Annotated in this window: 20 protein-coding genes; 14 read left to right on the forward strand and 6 right to left on the reverse strand. The window is 64.4% G+C overall.

Annotated elements, in window-relative coordinates; translation table 11 throughout:
• Window positions 1-5 precede the first annotated feature (5 nt).
• From BN1132_RS04850 to hutW, 9 genes are all read left to right on the forward strand, one after another.
• Complete coding sequence (locus tag BN1132_RS04850; RefSeq protein ID WP_042075506.1) at window positions 6-1412, forward strand: YcjX family GTP-binding protein; 1407 nt, start codon at window positions 6-8, stop codon at window positions 1410-1412.
• Between the two features lie 30 nt (window positions 1413-1442).
• Window positions 1443-2468 (forward strand): YcjF family protein, encoded by a 1026-nt coding sequence (locus tag BN1132_RS04855; RefSeq protein ID WP_042075508.1) that lies wholly within the window; start codon window positions 1443-1445, stop codon window positions 2466-2468.
• Between the two features lie 172 nt (window positions 2469-2640).
• Window positions 2641-3435 (forward strand): phenylalanine 4-monooxygenase, encoded by a 795-nt coding sequence (phhA, locus tag BN1132_RS04860; protein WP_042075510.1) that lies wholly within the window; start codon window positions 2641-2643, stop codon window positions 3433-3435.
• Between the two features lie 42 nt (window positions 3436-3477).
• Entirely contained in the window at window positions 3478-3816 is a 339-nt protein-coding gene (locus tag BN1132_RS04865) for a 4a-hydroxytetrahydrobiopterin dehydratase (RefSeq protein ID WP_042075512.1), read from the forward strand.
• Window positions 3817-3958: 142 nt separating this feature from the next.
• A complete protein-coding gene (tyrR, locus tag BN1132_RS04870; protein ID WP_042075514.1) occupies window positions 3959-5506 on the forward strand; it encodes a transcriptional regulator TyrR in 1548 nt (515 codons plus the stop codon).
• 193 nt (window positions 5507-5699) lie between these two features.
• Window positions 5700-6245, forward strand: a complete 546-nt coding sequence (locus BN1132_RS04875) for a regulatory sequestration protein YfiR (RefSeq protein ID WP_042075515.1) — start codon at window positions 5700-5702, stop codon at window positions 6243-6245.
• Window positions 6242-7483: a diguanylate cyclase DgcN/YfiN gene (locus BN1132_RS04880; RefSeq protein WP_042075516.1), complete on the forward strand. Its 1242-nt coding sequence runs from the start codon at window positions 6242-6244 to the stop codon at window positions 7481-7483. Before BN1132_RS04875 ends, BN1132_RS04880 begins: the two co-directional genes overlap by 4 nt.
• A gap of 32 nt (window positions 7484-7515) precedes the next feature.
• A complete protein-coding gene (locus BN1132_RS04885; RefSeq protein ID WP_042075518.1) occupies window positions 7516-8004 on the forward strand; it encodes an outer membrane lipoprotein YfiB in 489 nt (162 codons plus the stop codon).
• Window positions 8005-8263: 259 nt separating this feature from the next.
• Window positions 8264-9634 carry a heme anaerobic degradation radical SAM methyltransferase ChuW/HutW gene (gene hutW / locus BN1132_RS04890; protein ID WP_042075519.1) on the forward strand — a complete coding sequence of 457 codons (1371 nt, stop codon included), beginning with the start codon at window positions 8264-8266 and terminating at the stop codon, window positions 9632-9634.
• Between the two features lie 76 nt (window positions 9635-9710).
• On the opposite strand, the gene xseA is transcribed toward hutW, so the two are convergent.
• The 5 genes from xseA to BN1132_RS04915 form a co-directional block, all read right to left on the reverse strand.
• Window positions 9711-11072, reverse strand: a complete 1362-nt coding sequence (gene xseA, locus BN1132_RS04895; protein WP_042075521.1) for an exodeoxyribonuclease VII large subunit — start codon at window positions 11070-11072, stop codon at window positions 9711-9713.
• Window positions 11073-11179: 107 nt separating this feature from the next.
• Window positions 11180-12088, reverse strand: coding sequence for a DMT family transporter (locus tag BN1132_RS04900; protein WP_042075523.1), 909 nt, complete (start codon window positions 12086-12088; stop codon window positions 11180-11182).
• 145 nt (window positions 12089-12233) lie between these two features.
• Window positions 12234-12656, reverse strand: a complete 423-nt coding sequence (locus tag BN1132_RS04905) for an ExbD/TolR family protein (protein ID WP_042075525.1) — start codon at window positions 12654-12656, stop codon at window positions 12234-12236.
• Window positions 12656-13411, reverse strand: a complete 756-nt coding sequence (locus BN1132_RS04910; RefSeq protein ID WP_042075527.1) for a MotA/TolQ/ExbB proton channel family protein — start codon at window positions 13409-13411, stop codon at window positions 12656-12658. Before BN1132_RS04910 ends, BN1132_RS04905 begins: the two co-directional genes overlap by 1 nt.
• A 3-nt stretch (window positions 13412-13414) precedes the next feature.
• A complete protein-coding gene (locus tag BN1132_RS04915; protein WP_042075528.1) occupies window positions 13415-14188 on the reverse strand; it encodes an energy transducer TonB in 774 nt (257 codons plus the stop codon).
• A gap of 418 nt (window positions 14189-14606) precedes the next feature.
• Here BN1132_RS04915 and BN1132_RS04920 point away from each other — a divergent pair, with 418 nt between their 5' ends.
• Complete coding sequence (locus tag BN1132_RS04920) at window positions 14607-17813, forward strand: alpha-amylase family glycosyl hydrolase (protein WP_244462911.1); 3207 nt, start codon at window positions 14607-14609, stop codon at window positions 17811-17813.
• A 131-nt stretch (window positions 17814-17944) separates the two neighbouring features.
• On the opposite strand, the gene BN1132_RS19895 is transcribed toward BN1132_RS04920, so the two are convergent.
• Entirely contained in the window at window positions 17945-18154 is a 210-nt protein-coding gene (locus tag BN1132_RS19895; RefSeq protein ID WP_157005323.1) for a hypothetical protein, read from the reverse strand.
• 281 nt (window positions 18155-18435) lie between these two features.
• Between BN1132_RS19895 and BN1132_RS04925 the strand changes: the two genes are divergently transcribed.
• The 4 genes from BN1132_RS04925 to BN1132_RS19330 all read left to right on the forward strand — a co-directional run bounded on the left by BN1132_RS04925 (window position 18436) and on the right by BN1132_RS19330 (window position 23849).
• Complete coding sequence (locus tag BN1132_RS04925) at window positions 18436-19071, forward strand: YitT family protein (protein ID WP_042075531.1); 636 nt, start codon at window positions 18436-18438, stop codon at window positions 19069-19071.
• Between the two features lie 273 nt (window positions 19072-19344).
• The gene (guaB, locus tag BN1132_RS04930) at window positions 19345-20808 is read left to right on the forward strand and encodes an IMP dehydrogenase (RefSeq protein ID WP_042075533.1); all 1464 of its coding nucleotides are present in this window, start codon (window positions 19345-19347) and stop codon (window positions 20806-20808) included.
• 84 nt (window positions 20809-20892) lie between these two features.
• Complete coding sequence (gene guaA / locus BN1132_RS04935; RefSeq protein WP_042075534.1) at window positions 20893-22482, forward strand: glutamine-hydrolyzing GMP synthase; 1590 nt, start codon at window positions 20893-20895, stop codon at window positions 22480-22482.
• Between the two features lie 722 nt (window positions 22483-23204).
• A complete protein-coding gene (locus tag BN1132_RS19330) occupies window positions 23205-23849 on the forward strand; it encodes a hypothetical protein (protein ID WP_084202581.1) in 645 nt (214 codons plus the stop codon).
• The last annotated feature ends 27 nt before the right edge of the window (window positions 23850-23876 follow it).

The raw sequence follows: 23876 nt of genomic DNA on the forward strand, positions 1-23876 counted from the left end.
CCGCCTTGATACGTAACAAACTCGAACACTCCTGGTCCGTGCTGCAGCATAAGGCCTTCGAGGTGGTGAACCGGGCCCGGGATCGCCACATCCGGCTGGCGGTCACCGGCCTCTCCCGCAGCGGCAAGACCGCCTTCATCACGGCGCTGGTGAACCAGCTGGAGCACGCGGCCATCGACGGCCGGCTGCCGCTCTGGGATGCCCAGCGCCAGGGGCGGATCCTGGGGGCCCGCCGGGTGCCCCAGCAAAACGCCCACATCCCCACCTTTCCCTACGAGCGGGGCCTGGACGCCCTGTTTGGCGAGCCGCCCGCCTGGCCGGAGCCCACCCGCGGGGTGGCCGAGGTGCGCCTCGAGATCCGCTATCGCACCCGCCACCCGGTGCGTCGGCACCTGGGGGAGATCTCCACCCTCTATGTGGATCTGGTGGACTACCCGGGGGAGTGGCTGCTGGACTTGCCGCTGCTGGATCTCGACTACGAGCAGTGGAGCGAGCAGGTGCGTGGGCAACTGCGCCGCCCCGAGCTGCAGGCCCTGGCCTCGGGCTGGCTGACGCCCGGCTGGCAGGCGGATCAGCCCTTAGAGGAGCGAGCGGCCAGCGAGCTGGCGGCCCGCTACACCGACTATCTGCACGCCTGCAAGCGGGAGCTCGGGTTGCACCTCATCCAGCCGGGGCGCTTCGTGCTGCCGGGGGAGTATGCCGGTGCGCCGCTGCTGCAGTTCGTGCCCTGGGTCTGGGATGCCCCGGCCCGGACCCCGGCCGACGGTACCCTCTACGCCACCTTCAAGCAGCGCTTCGAGCAGTACAAGCAGCACCTGGTGCAGGGCTTCTACGAGCAGCACTTCGCGGGCTTTGATCGCCAGATCGTGCTGGTGGACTGCCTGCAACCCCTGAATGCCGGCGCCGCCAGCTTCGGCGACATGCAGCAGGCCATCGCCCGCATCATGGAGAGCTTCGCCTACGGCAAGAGCAACTGGTGGCGGCGGCTGTTTGCCCCGCGCATCGACAAGTTGTTGTTCGTGGCGAGCAAGGCGGATCACGTCACCCCGGAGCAGCACGCTCCCCTGGTCTCCCTCTTGCAGCACCTGGTGAGTCGCGGCCGGGGTCAGGCCCGCTTCGAGGGGATAGAGACCGAGTGTCTGGCGCTCGCCGCCATCAAGGCCACCGAGGTCGGCAAGGGGATGGCCAATGGCCGCGAGTTCCCGGCCATTCGCGGCACCAGCCTCGCCGGCGAGCCGCTGCTCGTCTTCCCGGGGGAGGTGCCCTCCCAGATACCGCCGGCCCAGTGGTGGCACACTCAGGGCTTCGATTTTCAGGCATTTCGCCCGCTGCCCATGAGCGCCCATCAGGCGCTGCCCCATATCCGGCTCGACGCGGCGCTGGAGTTTCTGCTCGGGGATCACCTCGAATAACCGGCATCGTCCGAAGGAGCAGACAACAAGATGAACGATCAGATCAAACCGGCACCGCTGCAAGGCAAGGTGATCCTGGAACCCGCCCTGGCGGCGCAGGAAGAGCGGCCACCGGCTCCCGCCCAGCGCCTGGAGGAGGCGAGCTTCGAGCGTCTCGAGGCGCTGGACGAACTCACCGAGGTCGAGCCCGCCCTCACCCCCAGGCCGCGCCGCCGCCACCGCCTGCTAGCCTGGGGGCTGGGGGCGGTCGGTCTGCTCTCCCTGGGCCAGTTCGGCACCTTCCTCGTCGATCAGTTTGCCTCGTCTCCGTTCTGGGGCGGCGCCTGGCTGCTCGCCAGCTGCCTGGTGGCGGTGGGCACGGCCGGCGTGGCAGGGCGCGAATGGCTGCGTCTGCGCACCCTTAAAAAACGCCAGGACGTGCGCTCGCGGGCCGAAGACCTGCTCGCCCATCAGGGTGTCGGGCAGGGGCAGGCATTCTGCGAGCAGCTGGCCGAGCGCAGTGGTGACAAGGGGCGGGAGGGGTATCGCACCTGGCTCGCCCAGCTCGACGAGAGCCACAGCGATCGGGAGGTGCTGACCCTCTACAGCCAGCTGGTGCTAACCGAGCGGGACAGGCTGGCACAGGCCAGGGTGGCGAAATGGTCGGGGGAGGCCGCCGTGCTGGTGGCCCTGAGCCCGCTCGCCACCGTCGACATGATGCTGATGCTGTGGCGCAACCTGCGGATGATCGAGGACATCGCCGACGTCTACGCCATCGAGCTCGGCTACTGGAGCCGCATTCGCCTCATTCGCCAGGTGTTTCGCAACATGCTCTATGCGGGCGCCACCGAGCTGGTGACCGAGGTGGGCATGGACTTGCTGGGCGCCGAGCTCACCGCCAAGCTCTCCGCCCGCGCGGCGCAGGGGGTGGGGGCAGGGCTGCTCACCGCCCGTCTGGGCCTGCGCACCATGGAGGCGTGTCGCCCGCTGCCCTGGTGCGCGGACGAGAAGCCGAAGTTGGGCGAGCTGCGCAAGCGGCTGATCGGCCAGCTGGCGGGCTACCTCAACAAGGGGTGAGTGGCGGGCCAGGGGTCGATTGTGGTTGTCACAAATTATTTACAAATGTCCGCAGCAGCCGACCCTTGGGTCGGCTGCTTTTTTGGGGGGCAAACCGTTACCATGATCCCATGGCTCGCAGGCGAGTCACCGCCCGAAGGGCGGGGTCGGCACCCAGAGGATGGAAGCATTCATGGCAAGTCTCTACACGGCGCATCAACCGGATGCACAGGGCAGGGTCCACTACACGGACGAGGAGCACGGCACCTGGCAGATCCTGATCGAACGCCAGCTCGCGGCGCTGGAGGGCAAGGCCTGTGACGAATACCGGGCAGGGTTGGCGCGACTCGCGCTGCCCCGGGATCGCATCCCGCAGCTGGGCGAGATCAACGCCGCCCTGACCCCAGCCACCGGCTGGTCGGTGACTGCGGTGCCCGCGCTCATCTCCTTCGACCGCTTCTTCGCCCTGCTGGCGGATCGCCAGTTTCCGGTGGCCACCTTCATCCGGCGCCGGGACGAGCTCGATTACCTGCAGGAGCCCGACATCTTTCACGAGATCTTCGGCCACTGCGCCATGCTGACCAACCCTGCCTTCGCCCATTTCACCCACCTCTATGGCCGGCTCGGGCTCGGTGCCAGCAAGGAGGAGCGGGTCTTTCTGGCTCGGCTCTACTGGTTTACGGTGGAGTTCGGGCTCTTGCAGGGGGGCGAGGGGCTGCGTATCTACGGCGGCGGTATCCTCTCCTCCATCGGCGAGACCGCCTACGCGCTTTCCGGCAAACCCGAGCTGCAACCCTTCGATCTGCTGGAAATACTGCGAACCCCCTATCGCATCGACATCATGCAGCCCGTCTATTTCGTGCTGCCTAGCCTGGATACCCTCTATCGTCTGGCACCCCAGTCCATCATGGACGCCGTCGCCCAGGCCCGTCGCCTCGGCCTGCGTCCGCCCCGCTTTGCGCCCGTTTCCGGCAAGCAGGCGAGCTAACCCGTTTCCATCCCCACGATGCAGTAATGAAAGGAGTCCCGAATGTCTGAACTGGCGAGTCAACGATGCGAGGCGTGCCGCGCCGACGCCCCCAAGGTGAGCGACGAGGAGCTGGGCGAGTTGATGCACCTCATCCCCGACTGGCAGCCCCTGGTGGTCAACGGCGAGCTGCAGCTGAGGCGCGAATTCGTGTTTCGCAACTTCAAGGAGGCGCTGGCCTTCACCAATCGGCTCGGCGAGCTGGCGGAGGCGGAGTTTCACCACCCGGCGATCCTGACGGAGTGGGGCAGGGTGACCGTCAGCTGGTGGACCCACAAGATAGGTGGGCTGCATCGCAACGACTTCATCATGGCGGCACGCACCGACGAGTTGCTGAAGTAATCGCCGCCAAAACACGGCACAAGATGGGCCTGCCCGGTGAAAACGGGGCGGGCCCGCATTTTTATGGGGCAGCGCTCGCACTGGCGGGATCGAGTCTGTATTATCCGGTCATTCAGAATGTTAGCTAGGAAGTGTGTGCCGAATGCGTCTTGAAGTCAGCTGTGAAGACCGTCTGGGCCTGACCCGGGAATTGCTCGACCGACTGGTGGAGCACAACATCGATCTGCGCGGCATCGAAATCGATACCTCAGGCATCATCTATCTCAACTTTCCCGAGCTGGAGTTTCGCGACTTCCAGCACCTGATGCCGGAGATCCGCCGCATTCCCGGGGTCTACGACGTCAAGACCATCCCCTACATGCCCTCCGAGCGGGAGCACCACGAGATTGAGGCCCTGCTCAAGGCGCTGCCGGATCTGGTCTTCTCCCTCGACAGCAAGGGGCGGGTGACCCAGGCCAACCAGGCGGCCCTCACCACCCTCGGCTTGTCGGTGGACGAGGTGCGCGGCGTGGCGCTCGGTTCCCTGGTCAAGGGCTTCTCCTTCACCCGCTGGCTGGAGGCGAGCGAGATCAAGCCCCAGACCTGCAAGCTGAGCCTCGGCGGCGAGGAGTACCTCGGGGATCTGATGCCGCTCTTCGTGGCCGAGGAGAAGGGCAGGCAGGCCCTGGCCGGCGCCGTGGTGGTGCTCAAGTCCGCCCGCCGGGTCGGCATGCACTTCAGCGCCCTGCACACGGTGGAGGTGGGCGGCTTCGAGCATCTGCAGGCCGAGAGCCCCAAGATGAAAGAGGTGCTGGCCCAGGCGGCCAAGCTCGCGATGCAGGACGCACCGCTGCTGATCGTCGGTGAGACCGGCACCGGCAAGGAGCTGCTGGCCCGCGCCTGTCACGGTGCCAGCCTGCGCTCCAGCCACCCCTTCATGGCGCTCAACTGCGCCGCCATGCCGGACAACGTGGCCGAGAGCGAGCTGTTCGGCTATGCCCCAGGCGCCTTTGGCAACAACACCGAGGGCAAGCGCGGCGTGCTGGAGCTGGCGAGCGGCGGCACCCTGATGCTGGACGAGATCGGCGACATGTCCCCCCATCTGCAGACCAAGTTTCTGCGGGTACTGCAGGACGGCGTGTTCCGCCGGGTCGGGGACGAGCAGGAGGTGAGGGTCAACGTGCGCTTCATCTGCACCACCCAGAAGCAGCTGCTGGATCTGGTGCACGAGGGCAAGTTCCGGGAAGACCTCTATTACCGCCTCAACGTGCTGAGCCTCGGCCTGCCGCCGCTGCGCGAGCGCAAGGCGGACATCATGGCCCTGGCCCAGCAGTTCGTCGCCCGCTTCGCCAGCGAGTTGCAGCGCCCCCGCCCGCGCTTTACCCGCAACATGGCCGAATACCTGACCGCCTACCGCTGGCCCGGCAACGTGCGCCAGCTGCGTAACTGCCTCTACCGTGCCATGACCCTGCTGGAAGGGGACGAGCTCGGCCCCGAGCACGTGGATCTGCCGGTGGCGGCGGATACCATGCCGCTCATCGACGAGTGGTTCGAGGGGGGGCTGGACGAGGCGGTGAAACGCTTCGAGAGCCGGCTGCTGGAGCGGCTCTACCCGGCATTTCCCTCCACCCGCCAGCTGGCCAAACGGCTCGGGGTCTCCCACACCGCCATCGCCAACAAGCTGCGCGAATACGGGATTGGCAAGAAGTAGCCTCGGCGCGCCCTGCCGGAGGACTGTGCCCTGCCCCTCGGGGGCGCCGTTGCGACACGGGGTGACGCACCCTGTGCGTATACGGATGGGGCTCGGCCCTCCGGCTGGTAAGCTCGGTGCGACTCCCCTTCAGGCACACCCTTCATGGGCGTCGGCCCGTTCCGGCGCCGGCGTGAACATAAGCGCGGGCATCATGCAGTTGTTTTGTTTCATCCGGATATTGACCTGGCTGGTGCCGCTGGTCTGCATGCTGGCGCTGGCCAACGCCGCCGTGGCCGCCACCTCGGCCGAGGTGCGCAGCGACATGGTGCGCCAGACGGTGCTCGACATCCTCAGCTATACCCGCTGGCCCAGCGAGCCTGACCGGCTGCAGGTCTGCATCACGGCTCCGACGGAGTACGCGGCATCACTCCTCGCCATAGACCGCCAGGCCAACGGGCGTCCGGTGGAGGTGCATCGCTACGAGTTCGACGACGAGGCGCTTACCCGGCGCTGCGACGTCATCTATCTGGGGATCCTGACCTCGGAGCAGCGCCTCTCCCTGTTCGAGCGGCTGCGGGGGCACGCCATCCTCAGCATCAGCGAGCAGAGCCGCGAGTGCATCGCCGACGCGGTCTTCTGCCTGCAGGCAGGGGAGCGGGTGCGTTTTCGGGTCAACCTGGATGCGCTCGCCCGCAGCGGCGTGCGGGTGCACCCGGCCGTGCTCAAACTCGCACGGGCAGACGAGGATCCGCGATGAGGATCCCGTACGCAGGCCAGAGGCTCACCCTGCGCCAGAGCCTGGGGCGCACCCACATGATGATCTCCCTGACCGCCGTCTGCATGGCGGGCCTGTTCCTGACCGTCACGGCACTGCTGGCGCTGCGCCTCTATGCGGATCACAACCTCAAGCTGGTGGCGCGGGCCATCAGCTATACCGCCGAGGCGGCCGTGGTGTTCGATGACGAGGAGGCGGCGAGAGACGCCCTGGAGGCCATCACCTCCCGGGAAGATATCGCCAGCGCCAGCATAGTGCTGCCGGACGGCCAGGTGCTGGCGAGCTGGCGCCGGGCCATCACCACCCCCTGGACCACGCTGGAGCAGCACCTGGCCCGCCTCATCCTGCCGGGGCCCGTGGTGCAGCCCATGGTGCGGGAGCACCGGGAGATAGCCCGGGTGCACCTGGTCGGCCACGGGCAGTTCCTGTTGCGTTTCCTGCTGCAAACCCTGCTGGCGACCCTGGTGTGCCTGCTGCTCAGCATCCTCGGGGCACTCCATGTGGCGCGCCGCATGCAGCGCTCCATCACGGCCCCCCTCAAGGCCCTGACCGAGGTCGCCTACAACGTCAGCCGCCAGCGCGCCCTCAAGCAGCGGGTGCCGGCGGCCAATATTGCCGAACTGCACGAGCTCGGGGAGGACTTCAACTCCCTGCTCGACGAGCTGGAGGCCTGGCAGGCCCATCAGAAGCGGGAGAACGCCAGCCTGTTGCACCGGGCGACCCATGACGCCCTCACCGGCCTGCCCAACCGCGCCCTGTTCGAGGCGCGCCTGGGGCAGGCCATCCAGGCGGGCAGCACCCAGCAGGAACGCTTCGCCCTGATCTATCTCGATTGCGACCGCTTCAAGCAGATCAACGACAACCTGGGCCACGGCATCGGGGACGAGGTGCTCATCGCGCTGGCGCGTCGGGTGCAGCACCAGCTCAGGCCGCTGGATCTGGTGTGTCGCCTCGGGGGGGACGAGTTCGTCATCCTGCTCGCCCCAGTCCGGGGAGAGAGCGAGGTGCACGAGGTCATGGCGCGGATCCAGCAGGCGATGAGCACCCCGGTGGTCCTGAGCGACGGCCGCCATCTGGGGGTGGGCATCAGCATGGGCGCTGCCCTCTATCCCGAGCAGGGGGAGACGGCGGACGCCCTGTTGCAGTGCGCCGACGACGCCATGTATCAAGCCAAACGACAACGGAAGGAGGAGGGGAGAGAGCACAAGAGAGCCACGTGAAGTTGAACCGAATTAGTGTAAGGATGATAACAATGACCATTTTGAACCCGATCAAAACGGGGTTTGTCGCGCTGCTGCTGACGTTGCTGGCCGCATGCCAGAGCGTGCCGCAGGGGCTCACGGCGGATCAGGTCGCCACCCTCAAGGAGCAGGGCTTTCACCTGACCGACGAGGGCTGGACCCTGGACATCTCCAACAAGGTGTTGTTTGCCAACAATGTCGGGGCCCTCAATCCCCAGACTCGTCAGGTGGTGGAGCGACTCGGCAAGGCCCTCATCGGCGTGGGACTGAACCGGGCCAGAGTTGACGGCCACACCGACTCCAACGGTGAAGCAGCCTACAATCAGCAGCTCTCGCTGAAGCGGGCCCAGTCCGTGGCCGACGTCCTGATGTCGGTGGGGATGCCCCAAGGGAACCTGGATATCCGCGGCCGCGGTGAAGAGGCGCCCATCGCCGACAACGGCACCGCCGCCGGACGGGCGGAGAATCGCCGCGTCGCCATCATCATCGGCAACGACTGAACCCCCAACCCTGCGTCGGCGTCACGATCCCGCCGGGATCCCGTTTCTGTCAGTCCGATTGCGTGTGTGCCACCACTCTCCTGACGGGGAGTGGCCCTCTCGCCCCGACCCATGCCCCTTCGACGCTTGTACTCCCCATGACTTGCTGGTAGACAGGATCGGGGAGACGAGTCCCGTGCCCTGGGCTTGATCCAGCACAAGCAAGACTTGATTGATATTCGTTATCATTTGCATTATTTCCAGATGGTAGCCCCTTGTGATGACCCCCCTGCTGACCCCGACCATGACCGGGCTTGCGACCCCGGAGCCCCTCAGATTCGCCTTTACCGCCAAGACCTCGGCCCACGCCAGCCGGGGCGGCGGGGGGCCGCTGATGCTCGACGATGCAGGCTGGCACGCCTGGTGGCAGCGGGAGAGCGAGGCCGGGGAGCGGGCGCTCTACATCCACATTCCGTTCTGCCGCAAGCGCTGCAGCTTCTGCAACTTCTTCGAAAACGGCGCCAACCCGGCGCGCATGAGCCGCTACGTGGCGGCCCTGTGCGACCAGCTGAGCCGGGCGGCGAAGACACCGCTCGCACAGAGCAAGCCCTTCTCGGCCGTCTATGTGGGAGGCGGCACGCCGATCGACATGGCGGTGGCCGAGCTGGCGCGCCTCGGCGAGGCGATCCGCGCCTTCCCCCTGACCCCGGATGCGGAGCTGACCCTGGAGGGACGGCTCAACGGTTTCGATGACGCCAAGTGGCAGACGGCCCTGGCGGGGGGCTTCAACCGCTTCTCGTTCGGGGTGCAGAGCTTCGATACCGGGGTGCGCCGGCAGGCGGGCCGTTTCGACGACAGGGAGACCCTGCTCGCCCGGTTGGGGGCGCTGACCCGGGGCGACGAGGCCGTCATCGTCGCGGATCTCATCTTCGGTCTGCCCGGTCAGGACGACTCCGTCTGGCGTCAGGACATCGCGGACGTGATGGCGAGCGGCGTGCACGGGGTGGATCTCTATCAGCTCATCTCCATGGCGTGCACCAACCTGGCGCGCGCCGAAGCCGGGGGCAAGGCGGGATGGTCGGCGGACGGGCAGCAACGGGCCGCCATGTATGCCCATGGCGCCAGCACCCTGGAGGCGGCCGGATGGCAGCGGCTCTCCTGCAGCCACTGGCGGCGAAGGGATGCCGAGCAGAGCCGCTACAACCAGATGGCGAAGCGGGGCGCCGAGATCCTCCCGTTCGGGGCGGGAGCGGGAGGCAACGTGCTGGGCCACGGTCTGATGTATGGCCGGGATCTGGCGGCCTGGCACGCGGCGCTGGCGGAGGGGGTGCGCGCCCCCGGCATGGTGATGAAGCCCAATCCGGATGCCCGCCTCGACGGGCTGCTGCGCGGGGCACTCGACACCGGCTGGCTTGTCCTCGGGCGCTTGCCATCCCCTTTGCGGGCGCATTTGTTGCCGCTCTTTGAACGCTGGCAGCAGCATGGCCTGGCCGAGCTGACCGGGGAGACACTGGCGCTGACCCTGGCGGGGCGTTTCTGGAACGTCAATCTGCAGGCGGGGCTGTTTGAGTATCTGCAGCACAATCCGCTGGCAGGGTCGGAGACGACCCCCGCCCATCCGGCGCAGGCCGTGCGCCATTCGCTGGCGTGAGCTTGCGGGCCGGTGGCCGGATCCAGGCAAAGAGGGGATGACGAAAACGGGGGTGCCACTGTGCCCCCGCTTTTTGTCAGCCGTTGTCGACCTCTTCCACCCGTACCCGCAGATGTCCCTCTGCGAGCGTGGTGACCAGGGGCTGGCCGGCACTCACCTGGCCGGCGCGGCTGATCACCTCGCCAGACGGGGTGCGCACTATGGCATAACCGCGCCCCAGGGTGGCCAGTGGGCTCACCCCGTCTAGGCGTGCGCTCAGCATGGCGAGGCGGTGGCTCGCCAGATCCCGGCGCCTGGCGATCAGGGCGTGGAGCCGCTCCTCGGCGAGCTGATGGCGGCGCTTCCCGGCTGCCAAGTGCTTCTCCGGGCTCTGGGCCTGCAGGCGCAGCTCGAGGCTGGCGAGGCGTCGCTCCCCCAGATGGAGGCGGCTTGCCAGCAACTGCTGCAACCGGCGGTCGAGCTCGTCAAGGCGCTGGGACTGCTGCTCCAGCCGGCGCTTGGGATCCTGGTGTTCGAGCCGCTTCTGCAGCAGGACGAAGCCGTGGCGGGCGGCGGTCTGATGCCGGGTCATGGCCTGGGTGAGCCGCTGGTGCAGGTGCACCAGGCGCTGGGCGCGGGCGCTGCTGTCCGGCGCCACCAGCTCGGCGGCGGCGGAGGGAGTGGGGGCGCGAAGGTCGGCCGCAAAGTCGCTGATGGTGACGTCCACCTCGTGGCCCACGGCGCTCACCACCGGGATGGTGGAGTGGGCGATGGCGCGGGCCACCGCCTCCTCGTTGAAGCACCAGAGATCTTCGAGCGATCCGCCGCCGCGCCCGACGATGAGCACATCCACCTCGGCACGGCGATTGGCAAGGGCAATGGCCGCGACGATCTGGGCGGTGGCGGCGCTGCCCTGCACCTGGGTCGGGTAGATAAAGACGGGCAGGTCTGGCGCCCGGCGCCCCAGCACCGTCAGCATGTCGTACAGGGCGGCGCCGGTGGCCGAGGTGACGAGGCCCACGGCGCGGGGTTCGCGGGGGAGCGGGCGCTTGCGGCCCTCGTCAAACAGCCCCTCGGCGCCGAGACGGCGCTTGAGCTCCTCGAAGCGCAGGGCCAGCATGCCGTCCCCGGCGGGTTGCATGCTCTCGATGATGAGCTGGTAGTCCCCGCGGGGCTCATAGAGGGAGACGCGTGCCTGCACCAGCACCTGCATGCCGTCCTGGGGGCGAAACGGCACCCGGCGGTTGTTGCCCTTGAACATGGCGCAGCGCACCTGGGCCGACATGTCTTTCAAGGAGAAGTACCAGTGGCCGGAGCTCGGCATCGCCAGGTTGGAGAGTTCCCCGGTCAGCCACACCAGCCCGAGATCCTGCTCCAGGATCATGCGCACGGCGCTGTTGAGGCGGGTGACGGTGAAGATCTGCTGCTTGTTCTGGCTGGATTGGTTGAGCTGATTCAAGGCTGGCCCTGCTGTGTGTCCGCCGGGGGCGGGAGAAACGATGGGGGTCATCTTACCCCAGTTGCGTCCATCTGCCGAGCCATGGGGCCCGGCAGATGACGCGGAGCCTAGGCTTGTGCCTTGGCCGGTTTGGCGGCTCTGGCGGGGCTGGTCACCAGCCAGACCGCGAGGCAGACCACGGCGCCGCCGAGGACGAAGCCGCCGGTGAGGGTCTCGCCCAGCACCAGATAGCCCCACAGGATGCCGAACGGCGGAATGAGGAAGGTGACCGTGAGGCTGCGCAGGGGGCCGATGTCGGCGATCAGCCTGAAGTAGAGCAGGTAGGCGAAGGCGGTGCAGAGGAAGCCGACCGCCAGCACGCTGGCCCAGACCCCGGGTTGGGCCCAGTCGACGGCGGGGCCGGTGGCCAGGGTGTAGCCGAAGAAGGGGAGCAGGAAGAGGACGGCGCCGATCTGGCTGCCAAAGGCCACCAGCTTGGCATCGAGTCCGCCCCGCTCTGTGATCCAGCGCCTCGTCAGGAAGCCGGCGCAGCCATAGCAGGCGGTGGCGATGAGGCAGGCCAGCACCCCGATGGCCAGTTGACCGCTCAGGTCGACCTCCCCCGTGGTGGTGATGAGCCCGATGCCCACCAGCCCCAGCATGACCCCGGCCCACTTGCGCAAGGTCAGTACCTCGTGGAAGAAGGAGAAGCCGATGAGGGCTCCCATCAGGGGCGTGGTGGCGTTGAGGATGGCGGAATAACCCGCGGGCAACCAGAGGGCCGCCACGGCATACATCAGGAAGGGGACGCCGGAGTTGATGATGCCAAGCACCATGATGGATTTGAGCTTGCCCTGAAACTGCATGGGGGTGCGCAGCAGCAGGAGCATGGCGGCGAGCCCGACGAGGGCGAAGAAGACCCGCAGGAAGGTGGTGTTGATCGAGCCGAAGGCCGGCGCCGCGATGCGCATGAACAGGAAACTGGCGCCCCAGATGGCCGCCAGTGCCAGCAGCCTTCCATAATCCGATGTTCTCATGCTCTCTCCTTGACATGGCGGGCCGCGCCATGGTGGCGGGCAGGCTTTGCATCATGCAGGGCCTGCCCGTCCCTGGCAACCTCAGGGTCAAGGCGAAAGACAAGCAAGGCACCCCCCGGGTGATGCCTTGCCCTTTGCGCCGCCGTCACTCGTCCCCGGGCTGGCTGACGAAGGCGATCTTGTGCAGGCCCTGCCGGGAGGCCTGGGCCATCACCCGGGCGATGACGCCGTACTCCACGCGCTTGTCGATGCGCAGCTGGATCTCGGGAACCTCTGGCTTGGCCTGGCCGGCCTCGCTCATCCTGGTGAGCAGCGTCGCCTCGTCGACCTCCTTGGCGTTCCAGTAGATCTTGCCGGCCCCGTCGATGGAGAGCACCACGTCCTCCTGCCTGGGCTGGTTGGCCTGGCTGCTGGCCTCGGGCAACTCGAGCTTGACCGCGTTGGTGAGCAGGGGGGCCGTGATCATGAAGACGATGAGCAGCACCAGCATGACGTCGATCATGGGGATCATGTTGATCTCACAGAGTGGCTGATCGTCCGACTCACCCGGCAGTTTGCCAAAAGCCATTATCGCGGTCCCCTCTTGACGGACTCGACGGTGGCGAGCGGGGTGACCTTGGCGGAGCCTTGCGCAAACCCGGTCACCAGCAGGGTGAAGAGGTCATGGGCAAAGTCGTCGAGAGCCGCCAGCGTGAGACGGTTGCGACGCACGAAGAAGTTGTAGACGAGTACCGCCGGCAGGGCGACGGCGAGGCCGAAGCCGGTCATGATCAGCGCCTCGCCGACCGGCCCTGCCACCTTGTCCAGACTGCTCTGGCCGGCGGCCCCTATGGCCAGCAGGGCGTGATAGATGCCCCAGACGGTGCCAAAGAGCCCGACGAAGGGGGCCGCCGAGCCCACGGAGGCGAGGAAGGCCAGACCCTGCTCCTGGCGGATCCGCTCGGCCGTGATGGCCTGGCGCAGGGCGCGCAGCAGAAAATCGTCGGGGGAGCCCAGCGCAAGGGTGGGGGGGCGCTCCTGCATCCGGCCCAGCTGGGCCATGGCGGCGAGGGCTGCACGGGTCACGCGGCCATGGCTCTCTTGCGGCGGCGTGCGGGCGAGCTGGCGCTCCACCTCGTGCAGACTCTCCTGCCGCCAGAAGTCGGCGATGAAGCGGGCGCTGTGCCGCTGTTCGCGAGCCCCGAGCCAGAGCTTGAGCAGGGCGTAATAACAGGTGCCAAGTGACATCAGCACCAGCAGGATCAGCGGGACAAGCCCGATCCCGGAGCTCTGGCTGAGCAGGTGGGCGATGCCCATGGCGTGGGTGTCGACTTTCGGATTCATAGTTCAGGTTCCTAGCTTGAAAATGATGGTGACCCTGGCCCAGTCCGCGACGGCGACCTGGTTCTGCCGGGCCGGGATGAAGCGCCAGCGGCTGACGGTCCTGCGGGCCGTCATGTCCAGGCGCCGATGACCGCTGCTGCGTTCGACCTCGACCGACTCCGCCGAGCCCTCCCTGCTGACCCGCACCTTCAGCACCACGCGACCCTCTTCACCTCGTCTGCGCGACTCGGGAGGATAGGGAGGCTCGGGGTTGTGCAAGCTGGCATCCCGGGCGATGGGGGCGCTGCTCCCTCCACCGGTCCCGGTCTGCCGGGTCTTGGCCGGGGCGCTGTGGCTGTTGGCACTCTGGCTATTGGATGTGGACGTGGCCGGTGCGGTGGTTGCAACGGGGGGCACCCCAGGCAGGGCCTGGGTGGCGGGTTTGACCTCAGGAAGGGGTTTGGGCTTGGGCGGCGCCTTGGGCACCGGCTTGGGAGCTGGCTTCTTGACGACGGGCCTGACCACCTTCTGCCGCACCGGCGCAGGCTTGTTGATAGCCGGGGACCGGGCGGGAGCCGCTGCGGCTTTGTCCGGCGCGTCATCCCGGCTCGACTCCCCGGCCCAGCGGGCGGAGAGGGTGAGGGGCTCGGGCGGCGTCATGGGCGCGGGGCGGCTCTCCTGCACCAGCCAGAGGATGGCGAGGTGCAGGACCAGGGCGGTGCTCAGGCAGGCGAGCTGGACGGGGCCGAATGCCATCTTGTCGCGGGCGATGGCCGGTCTCATTGCACTGGCGTTCATCTGCCTGCTTCCTTCCTGACTGTCATCTTCGGACTCAAATGTCTTATGAAATGGCGCCGAGGCCGGCCCGTGGTGCTCAGCATGCGCCCCCCGGCATTCATTAAACAAGAAATATTATCAATCGCGTTTTAATCGCCAATGCCGAGATTGAGGCTGCTGAAGGCGGAGCGACAGGCACGCCGGGCACAGGTGGGCAGCCTGGGCCGAAAAGAGGCTGAGTGGGCAGAAATGAAAGCGCTATCAATCACATACAGCCTATCTCGAGGTCGATGGTGGTCACATTTCGCACTCTGAGGCCAAAAAATGGCCAGTCCATTCCCTAGACTGGCTGGGCTCATCTGAAGGCGGGACGTTGCGGATGGGGGAATGCCGGGACACACCGGCATCACACACAAACAATGAAAATAAAGGACTATCAATGGCTAGATGGATACTCGCGGCCGGATTGTTGGGAACCCTGATCACGGCGCCGACGTCGGCGGCGGAGTGGTTCTTCCGGGGCACCGCGAATGGATGGGCGGCGACCGCCATGACGTCGACGGACGGCGTCAATTTTGATACCTGCCAGCGCTTCGTGAGCGGGGATGCCAGCGGCGGCCCGCGCTTCAAGATAGACAGGTACGGCAACTGGCAGCAGAGCTACCCGGCGGCCGACTACGGGGTCAATGCCAACACGGCGTACCAGATCCGCATCAACGCCAGCACCCAGGCGGTGAGCGCGACGGCGGTGGCCAGTTGCGAGGCCTCGGGGTTTGCCAGCACCTTGCCGCAACTCAACGTGCGCGGCACCTTCAACGGCTGGGCCAGCCTCCCCATGACCCTGGTAGGGGATCACCTGTGGCAGGTGGACGCCTACCTGGATGGCAAGGCGAGCCAGCGCCTCAAGTTTGATCAGGCTGGCGACTGGGCCGTCAACTTTGGCGACAGCAACGGCGACGGCGTGCTGGAGAAAAGTGGCGGCGATATCTTCTTGAACGCCGTGGGCACGGTGCGCATCCAGGTCAACGACCAGACCCTGGCCTACAGCATCACCCCACTTGGGGATGACAACCAGCCGCCGCTCGCGGTCATCACCCCGGGGGGCACGGTGAACGTGACCCAGGGGGCGTCCCTGACCTTGAGCGGCAGCGATTCCACGGATCCCGACGGCCAGATCGCGAGCTATCTGTGGAGCAGCGGCGAGACCACGGAGAGCATGGTCGTCAACACCACCCAGACCGGCACCTTCACCTATGGCCTCACGGTCACCGACGATCAGGGTGCCAAGGGCAGCAGCAGCGTGAGCGTGGTGGTCGGGGCAGGACAGAGCAGCGACAGCTGGTACTTCCGGGGTACGGCCAACAACTGGGGGCTCACCCCCATGACCAGCGAGGATGGCACCACCTTCTGCACCGAGCAGGCCTTTGGCAGCAACAACCCCCGCTTCAAGATTGACCACAAGGGGGACTGGACCGAGGCGTATCCGGCCCAGGATTACCTGGTCAGCGCCAACACCCGCTATCGCATCTGCTTTGACAGCCTGCGCAAGGCCATCGAGGTGGAGACGCTGGCCGGTGCCGATCTGCAGGCCCCCACGGTGACGGCCACCCCGGCCCCGGGGAGTTATGTGGACAGCCAGTCCATCACCCTGGGGGTGAGCGACGATCAGGACAGCGCCCCCGCCGTGCATTTCACCACGGACGGCAGCCAGCCCACCACGGCGTCGGCCCGCTATGCAGGCCAGCCCCTGGTGGCGAGCGACAAGGGGAGCGGCACCGATCTGGTGATCCGCACCCTTGCCATCGACGCCAGCGGCAATCAGCGCGAGCAGCGCTTCGAGTACCGTATCGGCGAGCAGGGGGTGGCGAGCGGCGATTTTCGCGCCGAGAGCATCTATTTCCTGCTGACCGCCCGCTTCTATGATGGCGATGCCGGCAACAACTACCATAACCGGGATCGCTACAAGGCGGGGGATCCCCACTGGCGCGGCGACTTCAAGGGGCTCATTGCCAAGCTCGACTACATCAAGGATCTCGGCTTCACCGCCATCTGGGTGACGCCGCCGGTGGAGAACCGCTCCGGCCTCGACTATCACGGCTACCATGCCTACGACTTCTACCGGGTCGATCCCCGTCTGGAGTCGCCGGGGGCGGGTTACCGGGAGTTCATCCAGGCGGCCCACGCCAAGGGGCTCAAGGTGATCCAGGACGTAGTGCTCAACCACTCGAGCCAGTACGGCCTGCGCGGCAAGACCTGGATCGATCGCCTGCCCGTCAAATACTACGTACCGGCGGGGTCGAGTCAGGGACTCATCAACAACGGCCCCTATCAGGGCAACCTCGGGGACTACGCCAGCGCCAACCGCTGTGACGACGACAACCCGGCGGCCCCCGACTGGTACAAGGCCCGCTGCCAGTCCGATCCGGCGGGCACCCAGCCCCTGGTAGACCCCAAGACCGGCGCCACCGTGCCGAGCGCAGGCTACAACCCCAACCGCTTCTTCGGCATCGACGCCCAGACCCTGGATCCCGCCTGGTATCACCTGGACGGCTTCATGTCCGGCGGTGATTGGGAGAGCCCGCTCGCCCTGCAGCGCAAGCACATGGCGGGGGACTGCATCGATCTCGCCACCGGCAACCAGAACGTCAAGGACTACCTCAACGGCGCCATCCACCAGTACCTCGACATGGGGGTGGACGCGATTCGCATCGATACCTTGAAACACATCGAGCGGGACGAGCTGCTGACCTATGTCCACGACTGGCAGGCCCACAAGCCGGGGCTGTTCGTCTTTGGCGAGAACCTGGTCAAGGGCACCGGCTGGGGCTCTGAGCTGGCCAATGACAACGCCTCGGCGGTGATCCGCCCCTGGTGGTATACCCGCACCACGCCGAACCCGGCGGATCCCCGGGCAGGGGGCGATTCCGGCCTCTCTGTGCTGGACTTCTCCCTCTTCTCCACCTTCCGTGACAACGTCACCCGGGGGAACTTTGGCGGGGTAGGGGGGATCTTCGCCATGGATTGGGTCTATGGGGATGCCACCAAGCTCATCACCTTCTTCCAGAACCACGACGTGGGGCCGGACAACGACTTCAAGTACCGCTACGGCGGGGAAGAGGGCAATGCGGCCATGACCTACAACCTGCTCTGGACGGCGCGGGGGATCCCAACCCTCTACTACGGGGAGGAGGTGATGTTCCAGGCCGGCAAGCCCCAGGACATCGACGGTGCCACCATGACGGTAGATCAGACCGGCCGCGCCTACTACGGGGACGTGCTGGACAACCCGGGCACCCCGAGCCACCCGCTCTACCTGCACATCAAGCGCCTGAACCAGATCCGCAAGGCGGTGCCCGCCCTGCAGAAGGCGCCCATGAGCCAGGTGAACGAGTGGGGGAGCGGCATCAGCTTCGTGCGTGATCTGAGCGCCGAAGGGAGCTACGCCGCCGTGGGCCTCGCGGCCAACTCGGCCCAGCAGGTCAGCCTGAGCGGCCTGAAGAACGGCACCTACACGGACGCGGTGACCGGCGCGAGCCAGAGCGTCAGCAGCGGCAGCCTGAGCTTCCAGGTGCCCGCCTATTCGGCGCGGGTCTGGGTGCTGAACGGCCCGGGCAAGGTGGGGGTGGACGGCAAATACCTCAAGTAAGGAAGCGCAGTCACCCTGTGCAGCGAGTCGGCCTTCGGGCCGACTTTTTTATGGCGCCGAGGCATGAAGCGGGGGGATGAGAGCAGGCGCAGGTCGCGTCGGGCGAGGCAAGCGCACGGCACCGGGCTGCACTATTTTAGTGCTCTTGCCCTCATATGGTGCAATTCCTTGTCATTTGCCCTTGAGCCCAATTCCGCAGAAACACGCCATATAGCCCCCATGGCTCCCCCATGATGGGCATCATCCATGCTGTAAAGTGGCATTTCATCGGCATGATCCACCAAATAAACGGGTTGATCAGGAAGGACCACGACATGTTTTTTGGTTAACTGACTGAACATGCTGATCCGGCATGGGGGCCGATCCCGGGGCTGGCATGATCAATCTGTTTTTTGATGATTATGCGGAATTTAAATTCGATTTTTCATGGTATATCGGACTCTTGTTTTGATTGGCGCTCTTTTTGCTGTGACTTGTCATGCCCATGATGGCGACATCAGGGGCAGGGGGCCGCAAGGCCGAGGGCGGGTGCCAGCGGGGTGAATGCGCCGCCGCCATCCGTGCCGGAGCGGCCTGGTATTCGGGCATCGGACGCCACAATCGATTCGTGTTAAGGAGTCATATGGAAGGTGAAATGACCATGCAGCCAGCGGCTGTGGACAAGGGATTGGCCCACACCCTCAAGGACGATGTCTACGGCATGGTGCTCGGCGTCATGTTTATCGCCGTGGGGCTCAACCTGCTCAAGTGCGCCGGCATGATCACCGGCGGCATCGCGGGCATCGCCCTGCTGCTCGCCCATGTCAGCAGCCTGCCCATCGGGGTGCTCTTCTTCCTGGCCAACCTGCCCTTTCTGGTGTTTGGCTACGTCACCATGGGGCGGGCCTTCATGGTCAAGACGCTGATCGTCAACGTCGCCCTCTCGGCAGCCACCCAGGCGGTGCCGCTGCTGTTGACGGTGAGCTATGTCCACCCCCTGTTCTCGGCCCTGGTGGGAGGCACCTTCCTCGGGATGGGGGTGCTCTCTCTTGCGCGCCACAACGCCTCGGTGGGGGGGATCGGCGTGGTGACGCTCTGGTTGCAGCGGCGCACCGGCATCAACGCGGGAAAGAGCCAGATGGTGCTGGACGTGCTGGTGTTCGCGCTCTCCCTGCTCACCCTGCCGCTCTCTTTGCTGCTCTGGTCCACCCTGAGTGCGCTCGCCATGAACGCCATGCTGATGAACTGGCACAAGCCCGGTCGTTACCAGGGAAGCTGAGGGCGAGCCTGTGCGGGGGAAAGGGGAGGGGCATGCGGAAAAATGCCGTTGCGAGGGATTGGAGGCAGAAAAGGGCTCAACGGCAAAAAAGATCATCTTGTCGTGGAAAACGGCATGGTTACGGCTGAATTTATTGGTTTTTTGCCCTGTTGGTCCTATTAAATCGGGCTACGCCATAAAAAATTCAAAAAACTTCTTTACCACCGGCCAATGCATGAGTAAAATTTGTCGGCAATATTTTACACCCCCACTCCTCAACGGTGAGATATTGCCATGCTCAGGATTGCCAAAGAAGCGCTGACCTTCGACGATGTACTGTTGGTTCCAGCCCACTCCACTGTTCTCCCCAATACCGCCGACCTGCGTACCAAGCTCACGTCTGCGATCTCGCTGAATATCCCGATGATCTCCGCTGCCATGGACACAGTGACCGAAGCCCGTCTGGCTATCGCACTGGCCCAGGAAGGCGGTATCGGCTTCATTCACAAGAACATGTCCATCGAGCAGCAGGCTGCCGAAGTGCGCAAGGTCAAGAAGTACGAGAGCGGCGTCGTCAGCGACCCCGTCACCGTGCGCCCTGACATGACCATCGCCCAGATCAAGGAGCTGAGCCACAAGAACGGTTTCGCTGGTTACCCCGTGGTGACCGACGGCAACCAGCTGGTGGGCATCATCACCGGCCGTGACGTGCGCTTCGTCATCGATCTCTCCCAGACCGTCGAACAGATCATGACCCAGAAGGATCGTCTGGTGACCGTGCGTGAAGGGGCCCCTCGCGAAGAGGTGGTGGCCCTGATGCAGAAGCACCGCATCGAGAAGGTGCTGGTGGTCAACGGCGACTTCAAGCTCAAGGGCATGATCACCGTGAAGGACTTCCAGAAAGCCGAGCGCAAGCCCAACGCCTGTAAAGACGAGCGTGGCCGCCTGCGGGTCGGTGCCGCCGTCGGTGCCGGTGCCGGCAACGAAGAGCGCGTCGCCGCCCTGGTGGAAGCCGGTGTGGACGTGCTGCTGATCGACTCCTCCCACGGCCACTCCCAGGGCGTGCTGGATCGTATCAAGGCGACCCGTGAAGCCTATCCTGACCTGCAGATCATCGGCGGCAACGTGGCCACCGGCGCCGGTGCCAAGGCGCTGGTGGAAGCGGGTGTCAACGCCGTCAAGGTCGGTATCGGCCCGGGCTCCATCTGTACTACCCGTATCGTGACCGGCGTGGGCGTGCCCCAGATCACCGCCATCTCCGACGCCGTGGACGCCCTGGAAGGCACTGGCGTGCCGGTGATTGCCGATGGCGGCATCCGCTTCTCCGGTGACGTGGCCAAGGCCATCGCCGCCGGTGCGAGCTGCGTCATGGTGGGCTCCATGTTCGCCGGTACCGAAGAGGCGCCGGGCGAGATCGAGCTCTACCAGGGCCGCTCCTTCAAGTCCTACCGCGGCATGGGGTCCCTCGGCGCCATGTCCAAGGGCTCAAGCGATCGCTACTTCCAGACCGACAACGCCGCCGACAAGCTGGTGCCGGAAGGGATCGAAGGGCGCGTGCCGTACAAGGGCCGCCTCAAGGAGATCATCCACCAGCAGATGGGCGGCCTGCGCTCCTCCATGGGTCTGACCGGGAGCGCGACCATCGACGACATGCGCACCAAGGCCGAGTTCGTGCGCATCTCGGGCGCCGGGATGAAAGAGTCCCACGTTCACGACGTGACCATTACCAAAGAAGCCCCCAACTACCGGATGGGCTGATAAGACGGGGCCCTGCGCCCCGTTTTTCCACCCTTTTTTTATCCCGTGCTTTTTGTGACAACATCAGCCTGATGCAGGAATAAAATGACTAAAGACATTCACGCCCACCGCATCCTTATCCTGGATTTCGGTTCCCAGTACACCCAGCTCATCGCCCGTCGCGTCCGTGAAATCGGCGTCTACTGCGAGCTGTGGGCCTGGGATGTAACCGAAGCGCAGATCCGCGAGTTCAACCCGAGCGGCATCATCCTCTCCGGCGGCCCGGAATCCGTGACCGAGGCGGGCAGCCCGCGCGCCCCCGAGTACGTGTTCAACGCCGGCGTGCCGGTGTTCGGCATCTGCTACGGCATGCAGACCATGTCCGAGCAGCTCGGCGGCAAGGTGCAGTCCTCCAACTTGCGTGAATTCGGCTATGCCCAGGTCGAAGTGCTGGGCCACTCCGGCAAGACCAGCGCGCTCTTGCGCAACATCGAGGACGCCATTGCCGACAACGGCAATGCCCTGCTGGATGTCTGGATGAGCCACGGCGACAAGGTCACCGAGATCCCGGCCGGCTTCACCACCATCGCCCAGACCGCGACCTGCCCCCACGCCGCCATGGCCGACGAAGCCAAGCGCTTCTACGGCGTGCAGTTCCACCCGGAAGTGACCCACACCCGTCAGGGTGCCCGGATGCTGGAGCACTTCGTCAAGGACATCTGCGGCTGCGAGTGCCTCTGGACCCCGGCCACCATCATCGACGACGCCGTTGCCCGCATCCGCGAGCAGGTGGGTGACGACGAGGTGATCCTGGGCCTCTCCGGCGGCGTGGACTCCTCCGTGGTCGCCATGCTGGTGCACCGCGCCATCGGCGATCGCCTCACCTGCGTCTTCGTCGACAACGGTCTACTGCGTCTGAACGAAGGCCAGCAGGTGATGGACATGTTCGGCGATCACTTCGGCCTGAACATCATCAAGGTCGACGCCGAAGAGCGCTTCCTCTCCGCTCTCGCGGGCATCGACGAGCCGGAAGCCAAGCGCAAGACCATAGGCCGCGTCTTCGTCGAAGTGTTCGACGACGAGTCCAAGAAGCTCAAGAACGCCAAGTGGCTGGCCCAGGGCACCATCTATCCGGATGTCATCGAATCCGCTGCCAGCAAGACCGGCAAGGCCCACGTCATCAAGTCTCACCACAACGTCGGCGGCCTGCCGGAAGAGATGAAGATGGGTCTGGTGGAGCCGCTGCGCGAGCTGTTCAAGGACGAAGTGCGCCGCGTCGGCCTCGAACTCGGCCTGCCCTACGACATGCTCTACCGTCACCCCTTCCCGGGTCCGGGTCTGGGCGTGCGCGTGCTGGGCGAAGTGAAGAAAGAGTACTGCGACTTGCTGCGCAAGGCTGACGCCATCTTCATCGAAGAGCTGCGCAAGGCCGACCTCTACAACCAGGTCAGCCAGGCGTTCGCCGTCTTCCTGCCGGTGCGCTCCGTTGGCGTCATGGGCGATGGCCGCAAGTACGACTGGGTCATTGCGCTTCGCGCCGTCGAGACCATCGACTTTATGACCGCCCACTGGGCTCACCTGCCGTACGACTTCCTGGGTCATGTGTCGAACCGCATCATCAACGAGATCAACGGCATCTCCCGCGTGGTGTACGACGTCTCCGGCAAGCCGCCCGCGACTATCGAATGGGAATAAGCGCTCACCGCTTTCCTTGCCGATAATGCAAAACTGTCAAAAAGACGCCCTTGAGGCGTCTTTTCTTTTTCCAATCGTTTGCGAGAAAATTTTGCCCCTGGCGAGGGGGGGAGGGCTCTGTTGCCAACGTTGTCGTGGTGAGTTCCTGAGTCGATCAACGGAGCGTCATCCATCGCGTCCACATATGGCGGCAGGCTGTTGTTTCTCCTGGTAGGAGAGGGGAGCAATCCAAGTCCGTCAGTTGCCATGTGGATAATGGATCCGGATACCCGCGGCTTGGATGCCCCATCTTGAAGCAAGAGGGTGATACGAGTTGCTGATACGCCCCCAAGATGGGGTAATTTCTTGATCTGGCTTGGGAAACGCCCACCTTCCGCTTTTTATTGTCTCTCTTGCTCGCTAGGATATCCGTCTGGATATGGCCTCTTTGTAGTCACCGATGAACCAGACCAGAGACACCGCGTGGGTTAAAGGCTGCAAACTGGAAGCTGTCGGGCGGTAGCTTGGGTGTAATTCGGCACTGACACCAGCACGGTGATGCCACAGCGGATAGAAGCGTATGCGGTCTGACACCAGTGACAGTTTGCTAATATCATGATTTAAAATGATTTTTTTAGGTGTTTATGAAGATGAAGCGGAGTTATACGGAAGGCTCTGGTATTGGATTAGTACCGCCTACCATCTAATCACTGTTATAGCTAAATATTAATTACGGAGATAATTTGAAAGTTTCTCAGTATCTAAATAAGACCAATATCATGTGGTGTTGCTTGTTAGTATTGGTTTGTTTGGTCACCCATGGTTTTGTTAAGTATGGGTTGGCACACTATACAGATAACTTATTGCCAGAATTTACAGGAGTGTTCTTTGAACTGTTTGTAGTTTTGCTTGTTTTCAACAAGTGGCAAGAGCGTGAAGAGTCAAAACAAAAAATAGCCAAGGAAAAGCGTCTAAGAGAGTTTCTTATTTTTATCATAAATGAGTTCGCAAATTTTAGGTCTATGCCAGAAGGTTTTAGCTTCTATGGACTATCTCACACCGAGAACCAAACCGTTCTTAATAGGCTAAAGACTGAATTTACAAGTGCTCAAAACACTCCAATTTCGTTCCGTTATAGCTTTATTCAACACTGCCAAATTGATATTGATGCTTTAACTTCACTTTTACCAGTTGCAGCTGATTTATCTGAAGAGCATTTTAAATCTTGGGCTCGTATAGTTTTCTATGTTAAAAAGTCGTCCATGCTTGATATCACAGTTCTTAAAGACTTCGAAAAGTTCGATGAGCATATTGTGAAGTTATTAGATTACATCCGACGCTTCGATAAGGCTTCCTTTGACAAAAAAATCTACCATGGTGCAATTTAGCCATAGCAAACTGTTCAAGAGGGATTC

This window comes from Aeromonas sanarellii, assembly GCF_000820085.1.
GTDB classification, from domain to species: Bacteria; Pseudomonadota; Gammaproteobacteria; order Enterobacterales; family Aeromonadaceae; genus Aeromonas; species Aeromonas sanarellii.